This is a genomic window from Bacteroidota bacterium (genome assembly GCA_016213405.1).
Lineage (GTDB): Bacteria > Bacteroidota > Bacteroidia > Palsa-948 > Palsa-948 > Palsa-948.
In genome coordinates this window covers 43,507-69,328 of record JACRAM010000100.1, presented here as the reverse complement: position 1 = coordinate 69,328, position 25,822 = coordinate 43,507, and the positions used below count along the sequence as shown (strand labels likewise).

Below are 25,822 nucleotides of genomic sequence, written 5' to 3'. Positions count from 1 at the left end.
TGGAAGAATAAAGTAAAATATTGTTTTTCAAATACTTTCATTAATCGTCCCCAAAGCGCAACCATTGTCAATTTGAACGGTTTGATTTTATTAGTAACACTCGCAATGACGTTACTCTTTTTTTAGCGTAAAAGAAAATACTGAGCCAGCACCTTCGGTGCTCATCACGCTTATGTTTTGCCCGTGTGCTTCAAGAATGTGTTTTACAATTGAGAGTCCGAGTCCGGTTCCTCCCTGTTCACGGGAACGGGACTTATCCACGCGATAAAAACGCTCAAACACTCTGTGCAAATGCTCTTTTGGAATTCCGATTCCGGAATCTGCAATATCCACAATTATTTTTTCTCCAGCGTCAGAAATCTTTATGGAGGACTTTCCGTTTTCTTTTCCGTAACGAACCGAATTGACAATGAGGTTTGCAATAACTTGTCGAATTCTGAATTTATCTGCAAGAACATAAATCTGCTGAGACGAATCATTAGCTAGTTCAAAAGAAATTTTTTTCTCTTTTGCTTTGAGTTCTTCCGCATCAATTACATCTTTTGCAAGGGAGACAATATCAAATCTCTCTTCATCAATTTCTAATTCGCCTTTTTCAAGTTGGGTGATGGTTTGCAGATCTTCAACGATGGCGATTATCCTGTTCACACTTTTATCTGCGCGTTTCAAGTAATCGCGGTTGATGGTTTTGTCTTCCAGCCCGCCATCTAATAAAGTAGAAATATATCCCTGTATATTGAAGATAGGTGTTTTTAATTCGTGCGAAACATTGCCAAGAAATTCTTTGCGGTAGTTCTCTAATTTTTCTAATTGCTCTATTTCTTCTTTACGTTCATCCGACCATTCATTTACTAACTGTTCCAATTCAATTAGTGAAGTTTTTGATTTTTGACTTCTGGCTTTTGACTTAATCTGTGATTTAATGTGCTCTGATATATTTTTTATTCGTTTTAAAATAAAAACCTGTGCAAGAATCCATAGGATAATAGAAGCGGAAAGAAGAATAATTGCAAGGAGTGTAAGTGTAGTCATTTCAGAACTCAAATTTATATCCAACTCCTTTAACCGTATGAAAATAATCATCACCGATTTTCTCTCTGAGTTTTCTGATGTGCACATCAATAGTTCTGTCTCCAACAATTACATCATCTCCCCATACTGAATTCAGGATTTCTTCCCTCTTGAATACTTTTCCTGGCTTGGAAACCAGAAGATGTAAAAGTTCAAATTCTTTTTTCGGAAGCAATATTTCTTTTTTATCCTTCACTACAAGATACTTTTCCATGTCTATTTTTATTCCTGCTGTCTCAATAATATTTGCGGAAGATGTTTTTTCAATTCTCCTAAGCAATGCTTTTACTCTGCTGACAAATACATTTGGTTTAATGGGCTTTGTGATGTAATCATCCGCGCCAGAGTCAAAACCTTTTATCTGTGAATAATCCTCATTACGCGCGGTGAGAAAAGCGATCATCACATTTTTTAGGGAAGAAATTTTTCTGAGTTCCTTGCAGACTGTTATTCCATCCATTTCAGGCATCATCACATCCAACACAATTAATTCCGGATTTTCCTTTTTCGCTATGGGAATGGCGTCCTTTCCGTTTTCTGCTGTGAAAACAATGTATCCTTCTTTTCTGAGATTGTACGAAAGGAATTCAAGAATATCCGGCTCATCATCTACTAAAAGAATTTTATGCGAACTCATAGAGGAAACAAAGATACATCAGAATCTGAGCACGAGAGAAAGATTTATCACACGCCCGTCAATGGGAGCCCACAGCGGTTTGAAAGTGGGATTATTATATGGCGGCAGAACAAAATTTGTTTGACGCGAGTCAAGCAGATTTTCTCCGTTCAAGACAATGGAAGCGTATTTGAATTTCTTTTCAATCATTGCAGCTGTGATAAAATAATCAGGAGTTCTTGTTCCGTCCTCGCGATACTGAAAACCAATGTAAGAACCTTCAATCCCGAAACGCCATTTTCCTTCTATCTCGTAAGAAACCAAAGTAGATGCGCGGTTTCGTGGCGTGAGTGTGACATACGGTTGAGCGAAATTATATTCCTGCCTCGCCATGGTATACGTGTATCCGAAATAAATATCCCATTCGTCAATTTTTATTCGCAAATAAGTATCCCACCCCGCAGAAGTTACAGGACCATCCGCATCTGAAAAAGTAGTAACTCCCAGAGAATCTATGGATGTGATCACAGGATTATTTACCCGGGTATAAAAGAATGCATGATTGATGTAGAGAAAAGCATCTTCGCTGATTCTTTTTTTGTAATTGATTTCAAGATTAGTGCCGAGTGATTTTTCCACTTCAACAGAATCCGCAATCGGAACAACTTTTCGCAAATCATATTCCGTGTTTTGCTCCGCGAAAGGATTCGGAGTTACATAACCCAAGCCAATTCCCGCACGCGAATACCATTTGTCATTGAATTTGTAAAGTCCCGCTAATCTTGGCAGGACAAATAATCCATAGCGGGAATGGTAATCGGTTCTAACCCCGGCTTCCAGAAAAAGTTTTTCATTTGGCTTGAAAGTATTTTGTGCAAACGCCCCGAAGGTCTGGTAGCTGAAATTGGTGAGCGAGGAAGAGTCATTAATATTTTTTTCAAATGCTGTCTGCCAGAAATTTAATCCTGCCACAAAATCATCTTTTGTTCTGGAAATCAGGTAGGAAATTTCCCCGTATCCGTTTGTCTGGGTTCCGTCAAATCGATATTGATTGGAAAGAAAATTTCTGTCAAACACACTGGCGCTTCCTTTTGCAGTGAGAAGATTTTTGCTTGGTGTGTAATGCGTGAAAATAAAATCTCCCGTATTGCGGTCGGTTTTATCTTCTTCAAAAAATTTATGAAGAGAATCCGGATTATTAGCAAGCACCTTCATGTCACCTCCTCTGCGCGTTTCGTAAGTAGAAGAATATCCGAGGGCGAGCGTTGTTTTCGGATTGATATAAAAAAATAATCTTGGATGAATGACAAGGTTTTGAATTTTCGGAACATCAGAGAACCCATCTCCGTTCACATCAAAAGCATTCTGATACGTGACTCCGGAAAAAATGCTGGCTCCTCTTTTATTTTTTTTTACAGAACAGTATCCGTTAAAATTCCGTTCAGTGAGTGTGGAAATATTTGCTGTGACAAGCCCTTCATTCTTTTCGCCCGGCTCTTTGGAAACGAGATTGATGATTCCGCCAATAGCGCCAGCTCCATATAAAGTAGAAGCAGAGCCTTTAATGATCTCTACCTGCTTCAAATCAACAGGCGGAATTTGCAAAATGCCGAAACCGCCCGAGAACCCTTCGTAAAGCGGAAGTCCGTCACGCATGATCTGCGTGTATTTTCCGGCAAGGCCTTGTATGCGCACGTTTGCATTTCCGCTTGTTGCCGAACTCTGCTGAATCTGGATTCCTGAAAAATCTCCAATGAGTCCTGTGATGTTCCCCGGCTTGATTGCATTTTCTTCATTTGTTTCCTCCGTACCCAGCACTTCCACTTTCATAGGGGAATCTTCCATCCTCGCGTTGGTGCGTGTGGCGGTTACGGTTACTTCTTCAATTGCGTTTTCTTCAGGAGAAAGAAAAATCGTTACAAGTGTGTCAATCGGAATATCTACGGAAACTGTTTTTGCTTTGTAACCAATCAAGCTTATCTTGACTTCATATTTTCCTTCCAGCACTTTGGTGAAAAATATTTTTCCGTTTGCGTTGGTGCTTCCTCCAAGCCCAGTGTTTGGAATCATTACGGAAGCACCCGGCAATACTTCTTTTGTAATGCTGTCTTTAACAAAAATAGTCAGGTGGCTTTGAGCGATTCCAGCCAGAAAGAAGAAACACAATACATAGGTAAGAAGAAATCTGTTTTTCATTTCGGTTCAAAGGAACAAAAGAATTCTGAATTCATTTAGCAGGATATTTTAAAATTAACATTGCCTTAACATTGATAACCGAAACTCACCACACATTTGCATCAAATACATATTATACATGACGACAAAAAATCTTTTTCATTTAGTGCTGATAGCAACAACAATCCTGCCCTTCAGCAAAACTTTCTCTCAGGACAAATCCGAATTCAAGCCATCGGGGAAATTATGGGGGGTTGCCTTCGGAGATTATTATTTCAAGCAGCACGCTGATTCAGCCAGCCGCGGCAATGTGCAATATTCCGGCATGAGTGCGAACAGCAACTCGTTTGAGTTCAGGCGCATTTATCTGGGATATGATTACAACATCAGCGAAAAATTCTCTACCGAGCTTTTGGTAGCGTATGAGGGACAAACTGAGCCGAGCGGAAGCAGAACGGTTTTTCTGAAAGCGGCTAATGTGAAATGGAAAAATATTTTTCCGAAGAATGATTTGATCCTTGGACTTCAGTCAACTCCGACCTTTGCGTTGTTGACGGATAAAGTATGGGAATATCGTTCTGTTGAAAAATCCTTAACAGATATGAGAGGTGTTTCTAAATCAGTTGATGCCGGTATAGGTGTGCAGGGAAGACTTGATTCGCTTGGAAATTTCGGTTACAATCTTTTGGCAGGAAATGGCAATGGCTCAAAACCTGAAAACGATAAGTTCAAAAAATTTTATGGGGATGTTTACACAAAGTTCCTGAACAAAAAAATTATTGTTGACTTGTACAGCGATTATGAACGAACGCAATTATCGCCCTACGATAAAAACAAAACTACTTTTAAACTCTTTGTTTGTTATCAAACCGAAAAGTTTGCCACTGGTATTGAGTTGTTTCAGCAGTTTCATGCGAATTATGCTTTGTATTTTATTGACTCAACCTATTTGAGTGCAGCTATTTCTGATATCGGGGTATCAGGCATTTCAATATTTGTCAGAGGTGCAATAATAAAAGATAAATTTTGTTTTTTCATTCGCGGAGATATTTATGATCCGGACGTGTATTTTAATAAAGATTATGTTTATCAGGGCGATTATTCAGCTTACAACACAGAAATGTTTTCTGTGCTGGGTTTAGATTATACGCCTGTGAAAAATGTGCACATCATGCCGAATGTCTGGTATAGTTCTTACCAGAGCCGAAAGAAAAATGCATCGGGTTTGGAAAAGTCGGATTATGATCTCGTTCCGCGCATAACCATTCATTACCTCTTCAAATAAGATAACATTGGCTTAACATACGAAAGCATTTCCGGCACTTTCTTTACAGCATGATTTTAATTCAACAACTCAGAAACTCATTCACTCACTAACTTTTTAATATGGCACACTTCCTTCAGTTCCTCATCCCTCAGGAGAAAAAATTTTTCACCTTGTTTGAAAAATCGTCTGAGAATCTTCTGCATATTTCCATAGCGCTCAATAAGGCGCTGACGCAATCTGATCCTGAAAAAAGAAAAGAGCATTTCAAGGAAGTGGAACGGTTTGAGCACGTGGGCGACAACCTTACGCACGATATCTATAATGACCTGAACTCTACCTTCATTACTCCTTTTGACAGAGAAGATATTCATGCGCTTGCTTCCGCACTGGATGACATTGCCGATTTTATTCACGGTGCTTCCAAACGGATTGACCTGTACAGTGTGGAGGAAATTACCACTCCGATGGTGAAACTGTCTGAACTTATTATGCAGGCAGTGCAGGAGTTGAATGTTGCCATGCATGTTTTGAGAAATATGAAAGGAGTAAACAAAATCAAAGAAGCCTGTGTGAAAATAAACAGCATCGAAAATCATGCTGACGATATTTTCGACATCACCATCGCGCGGTTGTTCGAAGAAGAAAAAGACGCCATTAAGCTCATCAAGCTGAAAGAAGTTCTTCACGCGCTGGAAGCCGCCACCGATAAATGCGAAGATGCCGCCAATGTGCTCGAACAAATTGTGGTAAAAAATAATTAACCCTTATGCATATTGAATTCCTATATATAGTTATAGCCATCGCTCTCATCTTTGATTTCATTAACGGATTTCATGATGCGGCAAATTCCATTGCCACGGTGGTATCCACAAAAGTTCTTTCTCCCCTGCAGGCAGTAATCTGGGCAGCGGTTTTTAATTTTGCAGCATTCTGGATTTTTAAATTACATGTGGCGGATTCTGTTTCTAAAATTGTGAAGCCCGAGTCAGTAAATCTTCTTGTCATTGCTTCAGGCCTTTCTGCCGCTATCGTCTGGAATTTATTCACCTGGTGGAAAGGAATTCCTTCCAGTTCATCACACACGCTCATTGGCGGTTTTGCCGGAGCAGGAATCGCTTTTGGCGGATTTCATTCTATCAATCTTGATAAAGTTCTTCCTCCGATTGCATTCATTGTTCTTGCGCCAGTTATCGGAATGGTAATTTCTGCGCTCATCTCAGTCATTACAATGCACATCTGCAAAAGATTCAGCCCTTCAAAAGTGGATAAGGTTTTCAAGCGGCTTCAATTATTGTCAGCCGCTGCTTACAGTTTGGGGCACGGAGGCAACGATGCACAAAAAGTGATGGGAGTTATTGCAGCAGCGCTCATCTCACAAAAATTAATTCCGGACATCGCTCACCTTCCCGATTGGGTTCCGCTTGGATGCTACACTGCTATTTCTGTCGGAACTCTTTTTGGCGGATGGCGCATCATCAAAACAATGGGACAAAAAATTACCAAGATGAGGCAGTTCGAAGGATTTTCTGCCAACACTGCGGGAGCCATCACGCTTTTCGGAACAGGCGCACTAGGAATACCGGTCAGCACCACACACGTTATCACAGGTTCCATCATCGGAGTGGGTGCCATCAAAAGATTATCAGCCGTGAAATGGGGAGTTACACGAGAACTTCTCTGGGCTTGGTTACTCACTATTCCGGTTACCGGTGCGCTTGCTGCATTAATATATTATATTGCCTCCTCTATCACCTAAACGTAATTATTTAAAAAAAAATGTTTGGTGTTTTAAATACTTATCGTAATATTGCGATAAATTTGAAATTATGGGAACTGCAAAGACAGAAGACTTCACAATAAAAGACAACAAGATTGCCGGTTATGCAAAAGCGTTAGCGCATCCTGCCCGTGTTGCCATTTTGCAAATACTTATTGAAAGCGATTCTTGTATTTGCGGAGATATTGTGGAAGAGCTTCCATTATCACAATCCACTGTGTCGCAGCACCTGAAAGAATTAAAAGATGCAGGATTAATAAAAGGAACTATTGACGGAGCAAAGGTCTGCTACTGCATCAACGAAGAAGAATGGGCGGCTGCTAAATCGTATCTCACAGAGTTTTTCAAATCATTCAAAGAAAATAAGTGCTGCTAAAAAAATATTCAGCCATCGTAAAATAACGATACTATTCACTAAAACAAATCAACATGGAAACTTCAGAAAAATTGAAACAGCTGGTAAAAGAAAAGTACAGCGAAATTGCTTTGCAGAGCAAAGAACAAAACCAATCTTCCTGCTGCGGATCAGGCGGATGTTCCGATGAGATATATAATATTATGAGTGATGATTATACCAAGATGGAAGGATATAACAGCGATGCAGATCTCGGACTTGGCTGCGGGCTTCCTACTGAATTCGCTTTAATTAAAAAAGGTGATGTAGTTGTTGACCTTGGCTCAGGAGCAGGCAACGATTGTTTTGTTGCAAGATCAATTACTGGCGAAAAGGGAAAAGTGATTGGTATAGATTTTACAGAACCTATGATAGAAAAAGCGAGAGCGAATGCAGATAAGCTTGGTTTCAACAATGTGGAATTTCGTTATGGAGATATTGAAAAGATACCTCTTTCGGCAAATAGAGTTGATGTTGTCGTGAGCAACTGTGTCCTGAATCTTGTACCCGACAAGCAACTGGCTTTTAGAGAAATATTCAGGATAATAAAACCCGGTGGTCATTTCAGCGTTTCAGATGTTGTATTGAAAGGTGAGCTTCCTGAAAATCTTCAAAAAGCAGGAGAGATGTATGCAGGATGCGTGGCAGGAGCCATTCAAAAAGAAGAATATCTGAAGATCATTGATACAGCAGGTTTCAAAAACGTTAAAGTTCAGAAGGTAAAACCGATTATTATTCCGAATGATATTCTTTCCGGATATTTGTCGGAACAGGAGATAACAGCCTATAAAAATAGCGGTGCCGGAATTTTTAGCATAACCGTTTATGGTGAGAAACCAAAAGATTGCTGCGGACCCGATTGCTGTAACTAAGAATTCAAACACGAAGTATGAAAAAAATATTATTTGTCTGCATCGAAAACTCCAACCGAAGCCAGATGGCGGAAGCGTTTGCACGAATACACTGCCCATCCCCATCCCTTCCCCAAGGGAAGGGAGAAAATGAAATACAAGTTTTCAGTGCAGGATCAAAACCTTCCGGCAAAATTAATCCTAAGGCAATTGATGCAATGAAAGAAGTTGGATACGATCTGACAACTCACCAATCAAAATCTATTGATGAAGTAATGAACTCCCTCTCCTTGGGAGAGGGAAGGGGTGAGGCATTGGATTACATTGTCACCATGGGCTGCGGAGATGCCTGTCCGTTCATTCCAGCCAAACACCGCCTCGACTGGCAGATTCCTCAACCGAAAGACATGAATAAAGAGGAGTTCAGGAAGGTGAGGGATATGATTGAGGAAAAGGTGAAGAAATTAATGGAAGATGTATAATGGCAGACGGCAGAGGGGAAACACATCTGCCCTTTGCCCTCTTACATCTTACATAGCCATTCTGTCATACCTTATTAATATCCCCTCCCGCCTGTCATATTTCTAAAGCTAATCATGCCATAATATCCTGAAAAGTTTCTTTTTGGGGCAGTGGCAGAATAGTTGACTTCCCCAATCAACGAAACGCGAATCAATACGAAAAATACGAAAGATGAAAACCAAACACCAAACTCCGTTTCGTATTTTTCGTAACCTTTCGTTTTTCGTAGATTCAAAAACAGAAACACAAACAATTAAAAAATAAAAGTTATGGCAAAGATTATCGGAATTGACCTCGGCACAACAAACTCCTGCGTATCCGTGATGGAAGGAAGCGACCCTGTTGTGATACCGAACAGCGAAGGAAAGAGAACCACTCCTTCGATTGTAGCATTTGTAAAAGACGGTGAGCGCAAAGTGGGCGACCCTGCGAAGCGGCAAGCTGTGACAAATCCAAAACACACTGTGGGTTCCATCAAGCGTTTCATGGGACATACCTTTGATGAGGTTGCCAATGAAATGAAATATGTGCCTTACACGGTGGTGAAAGGAGACGGTGGCGTTCCGCGCGTGGTCATTGACGACCGCAAATTTTCTCCGCAGGAAATTTCAGCGCTCATTCTTCAGAAGATGAAGAAGACCGCTGAAGATTATCTGGGAAGAGAAGTTACCGAAGCGGTTATCACCGTTCCGGCTTACTTCAACGATTCGCAAAGACAGGCAACGAAAGAAGCCGGAGAGATTGCGGGCTTGAAAGTAATGCGAATCATCAACGAGCCAACCGCGGCAGCGCTTGCATACGGTCTCGATAAAAAAAATAAAGACAGCAAAATTGCCGTGTTCGATCTGGGAGGCGGAACATTTGATATTTCCGTGCTTGAATTAGGAGACGGAGTGTTTGAAGTGAAATCCACTAACGGAGATACGCACCTTGGCGGAGATGACTTCGACCAGAAAATAATTGACTTCCTTGCTGATGAATTCAAAAAAGACGAAGGCATTGATCTGCGCAAAGACCCGATGGCGCTTCAGCGTTTGAAAGAAGCGGCAGAGAAAGCCAAGATCGAGCTTTCTTCTTCCAGCGAAACAGAAATTAATCTGCCATACATCATGCCTGTTGATGGTGTTCCAAAACACCTGGTAAAAAAACTCACACAGGCAAAGTTCGAGCAGATGTGCGATGACCTTTTGAAGCGCGCACTCGAGCCATGCAAAAAAGCAATTAAAGATGCCGGACTTTCAGTCACAGATATTAACGAAGTGATTCTGGTAGGCGGAATGACCCGTATGCCGAAAGTTCAGCAGATAGTGAAAGATTTCTTCGGAAGGGAACCGCACAAAGGCGTGAACCCGGACGAAGTGGTAGCGGTGGGCGCAGCGATTCAAGGCGGAGTATTAACAGGAGATGTAAAGGATGTGCTCCTGTTAGACGTTACTCCTCTCTCTCTCGGAATTGAGACCATGGGAAATGTTTGCACAAAACTGATCGAGGCAAACACAACCATCCCCAGCAAGAAGTCAGAAACATTTTCTACCGCGGCAGATAACCAGCCCTCGGTGGAGATTCATATTCTGCAGGGCGAACGACCCATGGCGAAAGACAACCGCACACTCGGCAGGTTCATCCTCGATGGAATACCGCCCGCACCCCGCGGAGTGCCGCAGATAGAAGTAACGTTTGACATTGACGCAAACGGAATGCTGCACGTAACGGCAAAAGACAAAGCCACCGGAAAATCTCAGAACATACGCATCGAAGCAAAGAGCGGACTGAGCGATGCCGAAATTAAAAAGATGAAACAGGAAGCCGAAGCCAACGCGGAGAGCGACAAAAAAGCAAAAGAAGAAGCCGACAAGATAAACTCAGCCGATGCCATGATCTTTCAAACAGAAAAACAATTGAAAGAGTTTGGAGATAAAATACCCGCTGATAAAAAAGAAGCCATACAAAAAGCCCTGAGCGAACTCAAAGACGCGCACAAAGAAAAAGACATTGCCAAGATTGACACCACACTTGCCGCACTCAATACAGTATGGCATGCTGCGAGTGAAGAAATTTACAAAGCACAGCAAGCGCAGCAGCAAAATACAAGTGGCAGTGGCAGCGGCACTGAACAGCCGAATGCAAACGGACAAACTAATGGCGAAGCAAAAAAAGATGAAGCTGTGACGGATGTGGACTTTGAAGAAGTGAAAGATGATAAGAAGAAATAAACTCTAACAACAGAAAGCCCGAATAGAAATGTTCGGGGTTTAATTTTTTAATACAATCTTATAATGCAAAAACTTGAGCTCAGGAATAATCTTAATGATATTATCAATAATTTATTAAGTCGACAAATAGTTAATTTACTTACTACAGATAAAATCCTTAGCAATAATCTGCTTATGATGATTGTTGATAGTAAGGGAGGGTATGATAAAGCTATATCAGATGTCGACAAGGCGAAAGTATTTAAGGAATTTGAAACGGAGAAAATATATGAAACACATTATTTTTCTACTCTTATTTCATTTATCTCTACAATTCCAGCCAATCAAAATCATCGTTCTCAATTCTTATCTCATACTGGTTTAAATGATTTCTATTCATTTCATAAGTCTCTTTTGTCAACTTTTCGTTTAGTTGATAATCTATTGATTGGAGAAAAAGATATTTTTGATTCGAACAAAAACTTTGACATTCATTTAGCAGAAAATAATGGCAATCTAATTTTAGAAGTTATTGACGATGGGCTTGTGTCATTGTCTAAGTTGAATGAAATAATTTCAAGCATAGAAAAACTTACAAAGACTATTTATTTATTATATGATAAGATTGAAAATGAAAAATTTGATATATATCCTCAGGTCGCAATGATAGATAGTGGAAGTGATGTCAATATTGTAATTAAACTCCCATCTAAGGCTGCGAATCTTATTTCACAAGTAATAAAACAATTTTGGGAATATGTGTCTGCTCATAAATCTTACAAGTATAGACAGACACTAAAGGATGTTGAGAAAACGATAACAGTTTTAGGAAAGATAAAGGAAGCAGAGGATAAAAAACTCATTGAGCCCGAAATGTCAGCTATTCTTAAAAAAGGAATCCTTGAAAATGTTGAGGATATTATTGCAAAAAATACATTAACAAAACAAATTGTTATTGAAGGCAAAGAGATTTCAAATCGACAATTACTTCTTGAAAGAAGTAAGGAGTTGTTACTTGAAGCCGGGAAAACAGAAAATCCTCAGTAATTCTTTTTTAAATAATATAATGGAACCTTCAGTTTCAACAACAGAAACAATACTAAAAACTATTGGGGCATTTAATATAGGTGCAATAATAGCGGTGTGCATTGCTTTTATATGGGCAATACGAGGAAAAAAATATGATAGAAAGCAAGAGCTATATAAAAGAGTCCGGATAGCCTCGGCTAATATATTGCACATATGGAAGGAGCTAGCTCATCTTCAAAAACTTTTTAGAAGCCATGAGCCATCTGATGAACTTATGATGAGTGTGCCTGTTCTTAGAAAAAGATTTTTAAAAATAGATGAAAAAAAAATTACTATGCTAAGGGAATCATATGATGAATCATTGCGAAATATTAAAGAGGTAGATTCTGTTTTGTATTATAATTTATCCGATTCATTTACTCCATTTAATAAAACCATAGAGGAGGTCCTAATTCCTATTTTTAAGGACAGAGAGTTGTCTTCCAAGCAAAAGAATAATATTCTTATTCCGTTGATTGATGAAACGGTCATGGAAATGCAATCTGAAATAAAATCTCTAGCAAAATATCTTCCAAGGAATGAAAGAAAAAGAATCGACAATGTAATTGATATCCATATAAAAGAACTTACTCATCCTAAGCAAAGTCAAGTTCCTGAATTTATTGTTAAGCAAATTAATTTAGCATTTAAGTTTAAGCATGATGTTTCTGGAGATGAATTTGTGGAGTTTTTTAATAATCCTACAGTAGTTTGGATTTATAAAAAACTATTTAAAACAAAAATATTTAATACCATATTTAAAGATATGGATATTGCGAAATATGTTAAGCTTCTTGCTTCATTAAGAAATATAAATAATGCGTCTTCTATTAATAATGTTGTTATAGATGAATATGAATTACTGAAAAATATAAGTATTTCTCAAGCAGAAGAAGAGAGATACTTTATTAACAATAAGGCATTTTATAGATTATTACTTGGTATTGTATATAAAAAAAAGGGAGTTGTTTCGTGGACAATCCTTAGAGATATTGTTAAATATAATTCTGGTCAAAAATCTATTAGAAAGGAGATAGAAGATTATAAATCAACTTCAGTTCTTGACGAACTGTTGCGTCAAGCAGCAAAGCAGAATTCATAAGACCCAGTACGCGCTAATCTGCCTGCCTGCAGGCAGGGCTCCTGCTTAGTGCGGGAGAGAAATAATTTTCAAGTATAATTTCTTACCTTTGTATTAAAATAAAACTACAATGACAACAACAGCCATCCGTAAAAAAGTACATCAATACATTGATGAAGCAGAAGAGAATGTTTTGGAAGTGGTGTATAAAGTGCTGAAACTTCATTCGGGAGAAGAAAGCATTTTATCCGATGCGCAAAAACAAGAATTAGATAAAACATTGGCAGAGCACAAAGCCGGAAAACTGAAATATTACTCTCTCGAACAAGCACAGTCAGCAGTTTACGGCAAAGCAAAGAAGTGATGTACCGTTTAATAATTACTGACAAAGCCGTCAGCGATATTGTTCATGCAAAAGAATGGTATAATAAACAACAGGAAAATCTTGGCGGCAGATTTGCCAATGTGATTTTCGATTCTATTGATAATATAAAACGCCATCCGCTTGCCTATCCGAATAAATACAGGTTCACGCGGGAAATGTATGTTCAGAAATTCCCGTATGTAATTATTTTCAGCATGGAGGAAAATGTAATTTTTATTTTGCGCGTGTTTGCATGCAAGCAAGATTACAAAAAGAAATACAAAAATTTATAATTATGGCTCATAAACGCAAAGGACAACTAACGGTTACGGGCGAATGGGCAAAACATCTTCGTAAATTCTGGCGCAGGCAATTTTGGAAAGGCGAAAGAACTGCCGGAAAGAAAAAAATCCCCAGTACGCGCTAAGCTCCTGCTTAGTGCGGGAGAGAAATAAGCAGATTTAACTACCGCCCTTGTATTTGGTGTTGTTTATGGTTTCTGGAGTAGTAAAATACTACTCTGATGCAGTGAAATACTACTCTGGAGTAGTAAAATACTACTCTGCTGCAGTGAAATACTATTCTGTAGTAGTAAAACATTACTTTGTAGCAGTAAAACACTACTCTGGAGTAGTAAAATACTACTCTGATGCAGTGAAATACTACTCTGATGCAGTGAAATACTACTCTGATGCAGTGAAATACTACTCTGATTAAACTGAAAGGTCGTTCTGCGGAAGAATTATTCAACGAGTTATAAAGTAATCATTCTCCCGTTGCTTTGGATTTGTCCCAGTCCGCGCTAAGCTGCCTGCCGGCAGGGCTGTATTTGAGTAGGCGCGAAGTTGTGCTTCGTGCCTAAGTTATGTGTAAGCTGAGCTTACAGAAATGCAAAGCCACTAAGCAAAGCTTAGCGGCTACTGAGCTCAGGTCAGGCATCCTGACCAGTAGAGAGTTTACATATCATTATCAGATTTTTTTTCTGAATGATGTTCCCCTTCTTTCTTCGTTGATTTAGTTTTTTCTGCACTTTTTTTAGTGGCGTTTGTATTGCCGGTACTTTCAGTTGAAGTGGTTTTATCAGTGCTTGCTGAACTGTCGGCAGTTGATGCAACACGGTGCGTTTTTCCATCTGCGTCCGTTATCGTATTTGCCATTGCCTCTTTGACGCATGTAGCTTTTTTATCAAATAGTTCATTGGTTTTATCCCGCACCATCTTGCTTTCTTCCGGTGTAACCTTGTATTTATAGGAATCGTCCGTCTGTTTACTGACAGTCAGCCATGTAGCACCTAATACCTGATATTTGTCGTTGCACTCATCCGTAGTTCCTGTTTCCAGGCATTTACAGTAATCGTTCACTTGTTCTTCCAGTTTAGCATTCATGCTGTCAAGAGATTGAAGGAAGTTCTTTTTTGCATTCGCTGTTTCTTCTTTGCTGGGTCCGCAGGAAAAAAGAATAACCGCGATGAACGGGAGTAAAATAATTTTTTTCATTTGTAAGTAGTATTGATTAAGCAAATGTAATAAGATTAATTTAGGAACTCCGTACCTCTGCCTTTGGCAGGCGGGGTAAAACTTACTCATTCAATTATCAACTTTTTGGTTATAACGTTTTCGCTGTCATTGATTCGGATAAAATAGATTCCCTTGGGCGCTTCGCTTAAATCAATCTGCTGATGTGCGGATGTGCAGATATGCTGATGAACACATTCACCATACACATTATAGATTTTCATCTGCACATTTTCAAATTTACTCATCTGCACATTAAACACTCCTCTTGTTGGGTTGGGATTGACAGATATGGTTTCTTTATCCATTGCCGGTTGCGCTGCATCGGTAGAAACTGAATCGGCATTGATAGCGTAAATCTTTGTGCGTATTTCACCCAATGTTCCTATCACAAGGTAATAGGTATATTCATACACAGAATTTTTCATCAGCGCTTCTAATTTAACCGGTGCAATGTAAGAAGTGGAGCCATCGGTTGCTTCGTATCCGGGACTGCCTGCCATTCCCGCCAGGAAATTTGGATTAAGGGGTTTGTAAACTCCCATTCCCCATAAAGTATCATTCACAAAAGCCATCCAGTTTTCTGTTACGGTGTCGTTCATATACACTCCCCAGAAACCACTTGAAAGATTTACAACAGGTGGATTATCCAAAGGGGCATTGGTGAAAGGCGCTGTGCCGAAATAAGAATACAAATTCTTTAATGCCGAAATGGGATACACTGCGGGCAGTTCCTGATTATTGAAGATGCCTTCGCCATAAATAGTATCGGTGCGATGGCAGGTCAACCTGTTTTTTACTTTAACAGCGTTGCTGTCGAGTATCGTCCACTGCTCCATTTCCGCTTCGGCAGGCATGTTATTCATATCCCAAAGCATGGGAGTGCATTTCACATAAAGTGTATCTGTGTTCTGCTGATAGTTGAGTATCTGCGCCCTGTTCAAATAGGAATCGCCCACCTGAATGGGATTCCATGTCCATGGCGACCAGGCAGGATTTTGCCCTTCTGCCTGGCGGTTTAGCGGTATGCCGGCATAATATGATTGCTGTACATAACGGCCTTCGTCAGCAATGTTTACAATGCTGCGTGAGTCAGATGATTTTGAAATATAAGAAATGGATCCTCCGCGCGAGAGGTCGAGCCGCAGGTGCAAAATGCCATTGTCCAACCCGAACTCAAGGGGCAGAACATCTATCTCATCTATCTTCACATTTCCGCTGGTGTTGGCGTTGCCAAGGTCTAAGCGCAACTGTTTGATAGTGCCTGACCATTGTGTGTTGCCAAGCAAAGTGACAATATAATCTGTTTGCGTGATGTCGTTTGCATTTACAGGAAACAAAACTGATTTACTCTGATTCCAGGTGTTATCGGCATTGGTTATCCAGAACAACTGATACTGAGTATCGGGAGTGATATTCTGAAGACGAATCTTTACCTGCCCCATCGCAGAAGCGTTAATGTTTACATTATTAGGTGAATGCATAAACGGATCGGCACCTGTTATGGTGATGTCATACACACCGCTGCCCACTGTGCCGCTGAGGGAATTTGTTAATACCCATCCATCGGGACCTGAATTAAAAGTCCATTGAATGGTTTGACCATTTACTAATCCACCTATGGTTGTAAATAGTAATGGCAGTAAAATGTTTTTCATTTTCCTAATATTTATTTGTTTTTATTTTTAACAAAATTGATAATGCCTTGGAAATATGCCTCAGCCACCTCTTCTACTCTCTTTGAAGTTTCTATTCCGTCAATCTTAATTTCTTTTTTGCTGAGCGCTTTACATTCATTGATGTTATCCTGGTAAAGCGATTCACCATAGCACAAAGTTCCTTTTACCATTCTTGTCAACGCGAGGTTACGGCAGAAGACTCCGTTAGTACCCGTGGAAATGCAATTATCTTTCAGATAAACTGCATTCGAATCTAATGCAGCGGGGACATTTGTTTTCTGTGCTAAACTTTCAACCATATATTTTGAAAAATCAATTGACCTTTCAATATCATCCGTGAGGAGCAAACGCAGAAAATCAATTCTCGCTTCCGGTTTATCTAATTCATCCGCGCCAAAACTTCCTCCGACAAATGCCATATTGAAATCTTTTTTTGTCGGTTTGTTCCAGTTCTGGTTGGTTTCATCTGCATTGAAATGAATGATAAGTGTTATGTCAGGATGAAACTCATTTATCTTTTTCGCCCGCTCGCGCATTTCTTCCTGAAGGAAAAACCTGCGGAAGATTTCTATGTCATTTGCTTTGGTGAGCAGGAAGTTTTTTTCTTCAAATGAAACATCCCTTCTCGCAAATGCTGAATCAACCGAGCGAAGAAACAAACTGTCCTTCCATTTTTCGTACGTAATTCCAAATGCGGATTTGCCCGGTTCCTTCCTTGTGAGCATTACATCAGCGCCCTCGCTTTCTAATTTCTGCTTCAGAATTTTTGCAGTGGCTAAAGTCAAATCTCCTTCGATGAGTTGAATCGGCTCCTTTATGCCCTTAGCCGGATTCACTTTCATCTCCACCCACTTCTTTTCCATTTTGGCGGTTTCAATATCTCCGCCTATGTGTCCGGGGTCGAGGGCGATTTTGTAACCATCCATCCACTTCCCATTCCCATGCATTATTTTGGGTCCTGCATATACAAGAGAATAGAACGGTGCAATCAATCTTCCTCCACTGTTTCTGGCTTCATATTCAATTTTACACCTCCTTGCAAAATTTTTCCAATCAAAGGGGGCATAAGGATGTGTAAAATAATTTTCAATTATATCACCGGGACCAGACACCGGAAAATTGACCGTATCATTCCAGTAAATATCCCAGTACACGATAAATTCCAATTTTTTCTGCGAAGTATCCGTTGCTGGTGCATAAACCTCAATTCCGTCTTTCGTAAAAGAAAAAACCTCTGATGCTTTATTTTCTTTATCCAGATACTTCTGCACTTTCTTCGTATAAACAGAAATCAAACTGTCAGAATTAACCTGAGCGCAAGTAACCGTAAACAGCAGACAGTAAACTGTAAACAGTGTTATTTGAATTCTTCTTCTCATCTTTGCATCATGTTTGAGAGTGAAATATATTTTAAAGCATCCCGTTCCAGTGGAAGCGGTGGGCAAAACGTGAATAAAGTTTCTACAAAGGTAGAATTGAATTTTGATGTGAGCAATTCCAGATTATTAACGGATGAACAGAAACGAAGAATTTCTGAAAAACTTTTCAACTTCATCAATAAAGAAGGCATTCTGAAAATAACTTCACAGGAAAGCCGTTCGCAGTTAGCAAACAAAGAAATAACGCTGAAGAAATTCAGGAAACTGATTGCTTCTTGTTTTGAGAAAAAGAAAAAAAGAATTCATACCAAAGCCACAAAGGGTTCAAAAGAAAAGCGCCTCAGCAGAAAAAAGAAACATTCTGATCTGAAAAAAGGAAGAAGCCGGAATTGGTTTTGAGTCTTTAGCATTTAAAAATTACTTTTGTATCAGAAATGATCTTGCCGAATAAATATTTATCCGCTTTTCTTTTCATCTTCTTTTCTTTGAATTGTTTTTCGCAGGAAACTTTGTTCTCTCCCACCGACACGATGCCATCGTACCATATTGTCACATTAAAAGACGGTACCGTACTGAAAGGAAAAATTCTAAACCAGGGAAAGCGCACGATTCAGTTTCAGGATGAAATGCTGGGCAGCATTACTTTTCGCGCAAAAGAAGTTGTCAGCATGGAAAAAGTAGAACCGCAGGATTATTACCTCATCACCCTGATGAACGGAACAACTTTGCAGGGAAAAATAGTGAACAGAAAAGAAAAAGAAATTGTGGTGGAAACTGCAAGCATCGGAGATGTGGCGGTTGATTTAAGTAAAATAAAAACCATCAAAAGCATAAATCCCGGCAACATGAAAGACGGGAAATACTGGTTTAAAACCCATGTTGATGCACATTATGTTGTAACGCCTTCTGCAATTCCTCTGAGTCCGGGAGAAGCCTACTATCAGAACACGATGGGACTTTACAATTCATTTGATGTGGGAATCACAAAGAATTTCTCGTGCATAGGAGGTGTGATTATTCCAACAGCTATGTTTATTTCTCCGCGACTAAGTGCTAAAATCACAAAAGGAGTTTATGTAGAATGTGGGTTTATTCTTGCAGACATTACCTACAAACCTTATGGTGCAGCAGGATATGCACAATGCACATTCGGAAACAGAAACGGGCACCTGAGCGTTGGCGGAGCTTATGGATTTGTTGACGGCATTCAGAAATATTATTACTACAATAAGATTGAAAAGATAGAACTCGGATTTATTTCCGTCAGCGGGATGAAACGCATTGCCCCCAAATATGCTGTGGTGACAGAAAACTGGTTTACTCCTACCGAAGGAATAAGCGCTTTCACAGGAGGATTTCGTATCATGGGAGAAAAAAATACTTTTGATTTCGGAATTGCACGTATTTCAGTAACCAGGAAAATTGCCGGCAATCCGATTTCCATTGGACCGCTCACCTTTCTGAGTTACATGCGCAATCTTTAACAAAAATCTATTTCACTTTTTCAGAAAAGAAATTCCACAGCACTTCATTGGGAGGGTTTGCGATAATGATTATGGGTTCTTTCTTAACAGGATGCATGAACTCTGCCTTCCTAGCATGAAGGTGAATGGATGCATCTTCGTTCGTCCTTCTGAAACCATATTTGATATCGCCTTTTATCGGACAGCCGATAGCGGATAACTGCACCCGAATCTGATGATGCCTTCCTGTCTGAGGCTTTAACTCCATCAGGTGATAATTATCAGAGCTGAAAAGTATTTTATAATCCATTTCTGATCTTAATGCACCCGGGGTTTCTTTATCATAAGCGCGTGACATATTTTTCTGCTCATTCTTTTTCAGATAATGAATCAGATGTCCGCTTTCTGAAGCAGGTTTGTTTTTAACAACTGCCCAATAGGTTTTCTTTATTTCTTTATCGCGAAACATTTCATTCAAACGTGAAAGGGCTTTACTCGTCTTTGCAAAGATGACAACTCCGCTTACTGGTCTATCAATGCGGTGCGCCACACCGAGATATGCTTCTCCCGGTTTGTTATATGTTTTTCGTAAATACTCTTTTACTTTTTCACTGAGTGGTTCATCCCCTGTTTTATCGCCCTGAACAATCTCGGAAGGTTTTTTATTTATCGCGATGAGATGGTTGTCTTCAAACAAAATATGAATACCACCCCTCTCCAACTCTCCCCGAAGGGGAGAGGGCTCAGACAATTCGAGATATTTTTTAATTTTTTCTACAACACAATCCACATTTCCTAAGACTTCCTCGTTTTTAAAGCGAATTACTTTAAATCCATTTTCATTAAGGAAATTTGTTCTCTCTTCATCTTCTTTTTTTTGGTAATCATGAATATCTCCATCAACTTCCACAACTAATTTTTTTGAGAGGCATAAAAAATCTACTATAAATTTTCCAATAATATGCTGTCTTCTAAAATGGTATCCGGATGCATTTACTCTAACCGATTGCCATAACGCCATCTCTGCCTGAGTAGGGTTTTGTCGCATGTGAATAGCTTTGTCATGAAGCAGGTTCCACATTGGCCCGTCTGTAGTATGAAATCTGGGTTTTGTTCCCTCTCCTTTGGGGAGGGATAGGGAGGGGTCATTAGTACTGCTCCTTTTCATTTGGAAAATCTTTGCTCTTCACATCTTTGATATACTTTCCAACTGCGCCTTTGATATCGTCATAAAGATTGAGGTATCTGCGAAGAAACCGCGGGCTAAATTCTTTATTGAGTCCAAGCATATCGTGAAGAACCAGAACTTGTCCGTCAACATTTCTTCCGGCTCCAATTCCTATTATCGGAATACTTACGTTCTTTGCCACTTGTGAAGCAAGTTTGGCAGGAATTTTTTCAAGCACTATGGCAAAGCACCCGGTTTTTTCCAACAATTCAGAATCAGTTAAAATTCTTTCTGCTTCTTGCTTCTCCCGCGCGCGTACTTCATACGTTCCGAATTTATAAATTGACTGAGGAGTTAATCCGAGATGCCCCATTACAGGAATTCCGGCAGACAAAATTCGCTCAACGGATTCTTTTACTTCTTTGCCTCCTTCTAATTTCACAGCGTGTGCGCCAGATTCTTTCATGATGCGTATGGCAGAGTTCAACGCTTCTTTTGAATTTCCCTGGTAAGAACCGAAAGGCAAATCAACAACGATGAGCGCACGGTTCACTGCTCTGACAACCGAAGAAGCATGATAAATCATCTGGTCAAGCGTGATAGGAAGAGTTGTTTCGTGGCCAGCCATTACATTAGAAGCAGAATCACCAACAAGCAACACATCAACTCCGGCATCATCCAGTATTTTTGCCGTAGTAAAATCATACGCAGTGAGCATGGAGATTTTTTCTCCTTTCTGCTTCATCTGCAGAAGTGTGTGTGTGGTAACTTTTTTATTTTCTTTTTTCATTCTGTTACGTTCTAAATCTCAAAAGAAACATATAAATTTATTCCTTGTAATGACGGTTGTGTTATAGCATTTATTTCACATCCATTAACTCCACATCAAAGATTAAAGTTGCCTTTGCAGGAATTATCGGAGGGCGCCCGGCTTCACCATAAGCTAGCTGATACGGAATGATGAGGCGCATTTTATCTCCTACATGCATCAGCGCAATCCCTTCATCCCATCCTTTAATAACCTGACCAGTGCCAAGTCCAAATTCGATTGGCTGTCCGCGCTGAACGGAAGAGTCGAATAATTTCCAGGTTCCGTCACCGAGAAAACCCGAATAATGAACAGAAACTGTTTTTCCGTTTTCTGCTTTTATTGTTTTTTCCTGATTCTTTTTCACTACAATATATTTTAATCCGTCAGTAGTTGAATCTACTTTCAACCCCTTCACATTCCATGGCTTGGGGGCAGCTTTTACATCCATCAGTTCCACTTCAAACACTAACGTTGCATTGGCAGGAATTTTTCCCATTGCCCTTTCGCCATATCCAAGATTAGAAGGAATAGTGAAAACCGCCATGTCGCCTACATGAAGAAGTGCAATACCTTCATCCCATCCTTTTATAACTTGTCCGGAACCAAGCGCAAATGAAAACGGCTGTCCGCGGTCGCGCGAACTGTCGAATTTAGTTTTTGCGCTGTCGGGCAAGGTTCCTACATAATGAACAGAAACCTGATCGCCATTTACGGGCTGAACACCTGCTCCCTTCTTCGTGATTTTATATTTTAATCCCGAAGCAGTAGTGTACTCTTTGTTGAGTTCAATGGTGGCTTTTTTCTCTTCAGCAGGTTTTTTCTTTTGAGCGAAAGAAGAAACTGACATCATTAAAGATGCGATAATGAAAATTGAAATTGATTTTTTCATAGATTGATTTATTTTTTTGATTTAATGTCTATTAATTGAATATCGAATTTAAGAGGAGAGTAAGGTGGAATAAAATATTTGCCGGACTGTGGGTTTTGAACGCCCACTGAATCATATGCAAGCGAATGTGGAAGAATAACAGTTGCGATGGTTCCTTTATTCATCATCTTGATGGCTTCGTTCCAGCCGGGGATTACTCCCATACTACCTTTATCGTTCACTACAAAAGAAAACGGCTGGTTTCGTTTCACGGAAGAATCAAAAATGGTTCCATCTAAAAAAGTTCCGGTGTAATGAACAACCACCGTATCCTCATCTTTTGGCATCGCGCCTTTTCCTTTTTCTTTTGCTATCAAATACAATCCGCTGGCAGTTGGTTTCGCCTCAATGTGATTATCTGCAATATATTGACTAAGCTCTTTAGGTCCTTTCTCTTTTCGCTCTGCAACAAACTCTTTTCTTCTTTGTTCTTCTTCTGCTCTGACTTCTTCCATCGTTTTTATGTTTTCTAATTTAATATCAAACGCGAGATATTTATTTGGTTCGAAAATTTTTGTTGAATCTTTTGGAGGGTAGTATTTGTTGATAGAATCGGTGCTAATGAGAAAAGTTGCGCTGTCGCCAATCACCATCATATGAATTCCTTCTTCAATCGCTCCGGGGAAAGCTGGTTTTCGGAGATACTGCTCAATTCCTTCAGGGATCATGCTGTTGGTAGATTCAAGGAGAGAATCGTTAAAGCGCTTGTTCATTTTTACCCGCACTACATTTTCATATTGGGCATGCAGCGTATCGGTTCCGTGTTTGTGGAATTTATACATCAATCCCGATTCTGTTTTTTCATAATCGGAAAACTCAGAGTGCGAACAGGAAAAAAGAAAGCAAAAGGCAGAAAGCAGAAGGCAGAAGGCAAGCAACTTAAGTCCGAAATATTTTTTCATACATTTTGTTTTATTGCACTTTTAATAATTCAACTTCATAGATCACTGTTGTGAATGGCGGAACAATTTCTGTGGATGAACCGCTGCTTCCAAAAGCGAGGTGCGAAGGTATAATAAATTTGGCTTTTTCACCCTCGTGCATCCTGCGAACTCCTATCTCTAAACCTTTGATTAATTGATCTTCCTGCCCTACCATATATTCGAAGGGCTGGCTTTCAAAAAAGAAATCAAAACATCTTCCGTTCAGAAAACTTCCCCGATAATTCAGAAGAGCAACACTACCGGAATCGGGGGTTAATCCTTTTCCTTCCTGAAGCTTTATGTAATACATTCCGTTTCCAATCAGCTGAGCCGGAATGGAACTGTCCGCCATGTATTTATCAAGGATTTTTTTTTCTTCGAATTCCGCCTGTTCGAGTTTTCCTTTTTCAATGAGCATGTCTTTTGCGTGTTCCTCTGGCGTGCGGATTTTCAAAACACGCGCTTGCACTTTAATAATGCTTTCCATTTTCATTCCCATCGGAACGGGCTTATTATTTTTCTTCATGTAGAAAGCATAGGCATCCGTGATGAAAGCCGCGCTGTCTCCTTCGGAGAGATATTGAAATCCTTCACGGTAATCTTTTTCCTGCTGGGGAGTAGTAAGCAGGAATGTCACTGATCCGTCCAACCCGATTCTTCTTGTATCATAAAGAATAGAATCCTTTTCTGATTTAATAATCATCTGAACGGTTACATAATCCCCCGGCTTCGCTCTTTTATCGCTCTCGCCAATATCTATGAGTTTGTAGTAAAGCCCGTTTTTTGTTTTTGTGAAATCAGGAAAGGGAGAATCGCTGCAGGAGAAAAATAAAAAGAAGAGAAGCCCCACCCCAACCCTCCCCGTTAGGGAGGGAGAATGCAATACATTAATTAAAAGTCCTCCCCAACGGGGAGGATTTAGGAGGGGCTTTGTCATTTTTATCTTATCTCTAAAAGTTCTAAATCTACTACTATCGTTGAAAGAGGCGGAATGCTTGCATCATCCCCGTGCAAGCCATGCGCCATGTAAGAAGGCAGAATGAATTTTGCTTTATCTCCAACACACATCAATTGAATCGCTTCGTGCAGACCGCTCTCAATCGCATCGCCTTCCACTTTGAATTCGTATGCTCCGTCTTTGTCGGAGGAATAGCATTCTGTTCCGTCAAACAAAGAGATTTTATAATTCACTTTCACATTATCGCCAGAGCGGGCAGAATCGCCTGTTCCCTGTTTCAGAAAAAGATAACGCAATCCCGTTCCTGTTTTTTCCATAGTCCAGTTGTGGCGCGCTATGTATTGATTTATCTCATCTGATTCTTTTTCCATTTCGTATTTGTTCACTTTCACTAACTGTTCTTTGAATTGGGATGGATTAGCTTTTTGTTTTGGTTTAACGTTTTCGGTTCCGCAGGAAAAAAGAAAAAGAAAAAGAAGCCCCACCCCTGCCCACCCCATTGGGGAGGGAGAATGCAATACACTAATTAAAAGTCCTCCCCAACGGGGAGGATTCAGGAGGGGCTTTGTCATTTACTTTAGAAGTTGTTCTTTGTATTCAGCAAGTATGCTCACAAACTTCGTCACCGCTTCATCCAGAGAGCTGTGTGCTTCACCGCCTGCTGCATTGGCATGGCCGCCTCCGTTGAAATGCTTGCGCGCGAATTTATTCACGTCAAAGTTGCCTTTCGAACGAAAAGAAATTTTTATTTCGTCAGGCATTTCAGTAAACAAAGCAGAAAACTTTATCCCTTCTATGGAGAGCGGGTAATTCACAAATCCTTCCGTATCGCCTTTCTGAAAATTAAATTTCTTAAGATCGCTTTTTGAAAGCGCGATAAACGCTGCATTATATTCATGAAGCACTTTCATTTCTTTCCCCAGGCAATGACCGAGCAAACGCAAACGGTCTTCTGAGTACGTGTCGAAAACGTTGGAGTATGCCAGCATATTTTGCGCGCCTGCTCCAATAAGTTCGGCAACAATATGGTGAGTGTGCGCAGAAGTGGTGGCAATCTTAAAGTTGAGCGTATCCGTCATAATGCCCGTGTACAAACAATTCGCCACTTTTCTATTAACAAATTTTTTATCTCCAAGAAGTGCAATGAAATCAAAAACAAGTTGTGAAGTGGAGCAGGATTTTTTATCGCACATCATGTAATGCGCAAATTTTTCGGGCTGAAGATGGTGGTCAATCAGAATTTTTTTCGCCTTTGCTTTCTTCACCAGTTTTCCAACATCACCAATGCGCCTCAGCGCGTTAAAATCAAGAGCAAAAATAATATCGGCTTTTTTAATTACCGCCTCTGCCCTCTCCGGATTTTCAGAATGTTCAATTACCTTATCATCTCCCGGAAGCCATTGCAGAAAAGTTGGGTAACCATTTGGCGTAACAACTTTTACGCGATGCTTCTTTCTCAATAAATAATTATACAAACCCAGCGAAGAACCCATCGCATCCCCATCAGGATTTTTGTGCGTAACAATCACAATGCTTTTCCGGGTAGAAAGAAGCTCTTTGATTTCTATGATATCCTGATGAGTCATAATTATAAAGAGTGGCAAAGATATGTGAAAAGGGG

General features: G+C 39.9%; 27 protein-coding genes. 14 read left to right on the top strand and 13 right to left on the bottom strand.

What is annotated here, in order from left to right; genetic code table 11:
* Positions 1–111: 111 nt before the first annotated feature.
* The 3 genes from HY841_12355 to HY841_12345 are packed head-to-tail and all read right to left on the bottom strand — an operon-like array spanning position 112 to position 3,883.
* Positions 112–1,032, bottom strand: coding sequence for a sensor histidine kinase (locus tag HY841_12355; GenBank protein MBI4931552.1), 921 nt, complete (start codon positions 1,030–1,032; stop codon positions 112–114).
* 1 nt (position 1,033) lies between these two features.
* Complete coding sequence (locus tag HY841_12350) at positions 1,034–1,708, bottom strand: response regulator transcription factor (protein MBI4931551.1); 675 nt, start codon at positions 1,706–1,708, stop codon at positions 1,034–1,036.
* An 18-nt stretch (positions 1,709–1,726) separates the two neighbouring features.
* Positions 1,727–3,883, bottom strand: a complete 2,157-nt coding sequence (locus tag HY841_12345) for a TonB-dependent receptor (GenBank protein MBI4931550.1) — start codon at positions 3,881–3,883, stop codon at positions 1,727–1,729.
* 118 nt (positions 3,884–4,001) lie between these two features.
* Between HY841_12345 and HY841_12340 the strand changes: the two genes are divergently transcribed.
* The 12 genes from HY841_12340 to HY841_12285 all read left to right on the top strand — a co-directional run bounded on the left by HY841_12340 (position 4,002) and on the right by HY841_12285 (position 14,095).
* Complete coding sequence (locus HY841_12340; GenBank protein ID MBI4931549.1) at positions 4,002–5,147, top strand: hypothetical protein; 1,146 nt, start codon at positions 4,002–4,004, stop codon at positions 5,145–5,147.
* Between the two features lie 101 nt (positions 5,148–5,248).
* Positions 5,249–5,890 (top strand): DUF47 domain-containing protein, encoded by a 642-nt coding sequence (locus HY841_12335; GenBank protein ID MBI4931548.1) that lies wholly within the window; start codon positions 5,249–5,251, stop codon positions 5,888–5,890.
* Positions 5,891–5,901: 11 nt separating this feature from the next.
* The gene (locus HY841_12330; protein MBI4931547.1) at positions 5,902–6,885 is read left to right on the top strand and encodes an inorganic phosphate transporter; all 984 of its coding nucleotides are present in this window, start codon (positions 5,902–5,904) and stop codon (positions 6,883–6,885) included.
* Between the two features lie 70 nt (positions 6,886–6,955).
* Positions 6,956–7,282 (top strand): winged helix-turn-helix transcriptional regulator, encoded by a 327-nt coding sequence (locus HY841_12325; GenBank protein MBI4931546.1) that lies wholly within the window; start codon positions 6,956–6,958, stop codon positions 7,280–7,282.
* 53 nt (positions 7,283–7,335) lie between these two features.
* Positions 7,336–8,172 carry an arsenite methyltransferase gene (locus HY841_12320; protein MBI4931545.1) on the top strand — a complete coding sequence of 279 codons (837 nt, stop codon included), beginning with the start codon at positions 7,336–7,338 and terminating at the stop codon, positions 8,170–8,172.
* 17 nt (positions 8,173–8,189) lie between these two features.
* Positions 8,190–8,633 (top strand): arsenate reductase ArsC, encoded by a 444-nt coding sequence (locus HY841_12315; protein MBI4931544.1) that lies wholly within the window; start codon positions 8,190–8,192, stop codon positions 8,631–8,633.
* Positions 8,634–8,942: 309 nt separating this feature from the next.
* Positions 8,943–10,886, top strand: a complete 1,944-nt coding sequence (gene dnaK / locus HY841_12310) for a molecular chaperone DnaK (protein MBI4931543.1) — start codon at positions 8,943–8,945, stop codon at positions 10,884–10,886.
* Between the two features lie 63 nt (positions 10,887–10,949).
* On the top strand, positions 10,950–11,912 hold the full coding sequence (locus HY841_12305; GenBank protein ID MBI4931542.1) for a hypothetical protein: 963 nt from the start codon (positions 10,950–10,952) through the stop codon (positions 11,910–11,912).
* Between the two features lie 19 nt (positions 11,913–11,931).
* Entirely contained in the window at positions 11,932–13,035 is a 1,104-nt protein-coding gene (locus HY841_12300; GenBank protein MBI4931541.1) for a hypothetical protein, read from the top strand.
* 109 nt (positions 13,036–13,144) lie between these two features.
* Entirely contained in the window at positions 13,145–13,378 is a 234-nt protein-coding gene (locus HY841_12295; protein ID MBI4931540.1) for an addiction module protein, read from the top strand.
* The gene (locus HY841_12290) at positions 13,378–13,671 is read left to right on the top strand and encodes a type II toxin-antitoxin system RelE/ParE family toxin (GenBank protein ID MBI4931539.1); all 294 of its coding nucleotides are present in this window, start codon (positions 13,378–13,380) and stop codon (positions 13,669–13,671) included. The genes HY841_12295 and HY841_12290 overlap by 1 nt, the downstream gene beginning before the upstream one ends.
* Before the next feature lie 199 nt (positions 13,672–13,870).
* Entirely contained in the window at positions 13,871–14,095 is a 225-nt protein-coding gene (locus tag HY841_12285) for a hypothetical protein (GenBank protein ID MBI4931538.1), read from the top strand.
* A gap of 239 nt (positions 14,096–14,334) precedes the next feature.
* On the opposite strand, the gene HY841_12280 is transcribed toward HY841_12285, so the two are convergent.
* From HY841_12280 to HY841_12270, 3 genes are all read right to left on the bottom strand, one after another.
* Entirely contained in the window at positions 14,335–14,874 is a 540-nt protein-coding gene (locus HY841_12280) for a hypothetical protein (GenBank protein MBI4931537.1), read from the bottom strand.
* An 86-nt stretch (positions 14,875–14,960) separates the two neighbouring features.
* Positions 14,961–16,550, bottom strand: a complete 1,590-nt coding sequence (locus tag HY841_12275; GenBank protein ID MBI4931536.1) for a T9SS type A sorting domain-containing protein — start codon at positions 16,548–16,550, stop codon at positions 14,961–14,963.
* Between the two features lie 11 nt (positions 16,551–16,561).
* Positions 16,562–17,950: an N-acetylmuramoyl-L-alanine amidase gene (locus HY841_12270; GenBank protein ID MBI4931535.1), complete on the bottom strand. Its 1,389-nt coding sequence runs from the start codon at positions 17,948–17,950 to the stop codon at positions 16,562–16,564.
* A 9-nt stretch (positions 17,951–17,959) separates the two neighbouring features.
* Here HY841_12270 and arfB point away from each other — a divergent pair, with 9 nt between their 5' ends.
* Both arfB and HY841_12260 read left to right on the top strand, forming a co-directional pair.
* Positions 17,960–18,349, top strand: coding sequence for an aminoacyl-tRNA hydrolase (gene arfB / locus HY841_12265; GenBank protein ID MBI4931534.1), 390 nt, complete (start codon positions 17,960–17,962; stop codon positions 18,347–18,349).
* A gap of 35 nt (positions 18,350–18,384) precedes the next feature.
* The gene (locus HY841_12260; protein ID MBI4931533.1) at positions 18,385–19,434 is read left to right on the top strand and encodes a hypothetical protein; all 1,050 of its coding nucleotides are present in this window, start codon (positions 18,385–18,387) and stop codon (positions 19,432–19,434) included.
* A 7-nt stretch (positions 19,435–19,441) separates the two neighbouring features.
* On the opposite strand, the gene HY841_12255 is transcribed toward HY841_12260, so the two are convergent.
* The 7 genes from HY841_12255 to HY841_12225 form a co-directional block, all read right to left on the bottom strand.
* Positions 19,442–20,581, bottom strand: a complete 1,140-nt coding sequence (locus HY841_12255; protein MBI4931532.1) for a DUF559 domain-containing protein — start codon at positions 20,579–20,581, stop codon at positions 19,442–19,444.
* The gene (gene panB, locus HY841_12250; GenBank protein ID MBI4931531.1) at positions 20,562–21,371 is read right to left on the bottom strand and encodes a 3-methyl-2-oxobutanoate hydroxymethyltransferase; all 810 of its coding nucleotides are present in this window, start codon (positions 21,369–21,371) and stop codon (positions 20,562–20,564) included. Before panB ends, HY841_12255 begins: the two co-directional genes overlap by 20 nt.
* A gap of 70 nt (positions 21,372–21,441) precedes the next feature.
* Positions 21,442–22,239, bottom strand: a complete 798-nt coding sequence (locus tag HY841_12245; protein ID MBI4931530.1) for an FKBP-type peptidyl-prolyl cis-trans isomerase — start codon at positions 22,237–22,239, stop codon at positions 21,442–21,444.
* 50 nt (positions 22,240–22,289) lie between these two features.
* Positions 22,290–23,222, bottom strand: coding sequence for an FKBP-type peptidyl-prolyl cis-trans isomerase (locus tag HY841_12240; protein ID MBI4931529.1), 933 nt, complete (start codon positions 23,220–23,222; stop codon positions 22,290–22,292).
* Positions 23,223–23,232: 10 nt separating this feature from the next.
* Complete coding sequence (locus HY841_12235; GenBank protein MBI4931528.1) at positions 23,233–24,180, bottom strand: FKBP-type peptidyl-prolyl cis-trans isomerase; 948 nt, start codon at positions 24,178–24,180, stop codon at positions 23,233–23,235.
* 2 nt (positions 24,181–24,182) lie between these two features.
* A complete protein-coding gene (locus HY841_12230) occupies positions 24,183–24,773 on the bottom strand; it encodes an FKBP-type peptidyl-prolyl cis-trans isomerase (protein ID MBI4931527.1) in 591 nt (196 codons plus the stop codon).
* Positions 24,774–25,787 (bottom strand): DHH family phosphoesterase, encoded by a 1,014-nt coding sequence (locus HY841_12225; protein ID MBI4931526.1) that lies wholly within the window; start codon positions 25,785–25,787, stop codon positions 24,774–24,776. It lies immediately after the preceding gene.
* Positions 25,788–25,822 lie beyond the last annotated feature (35 nt).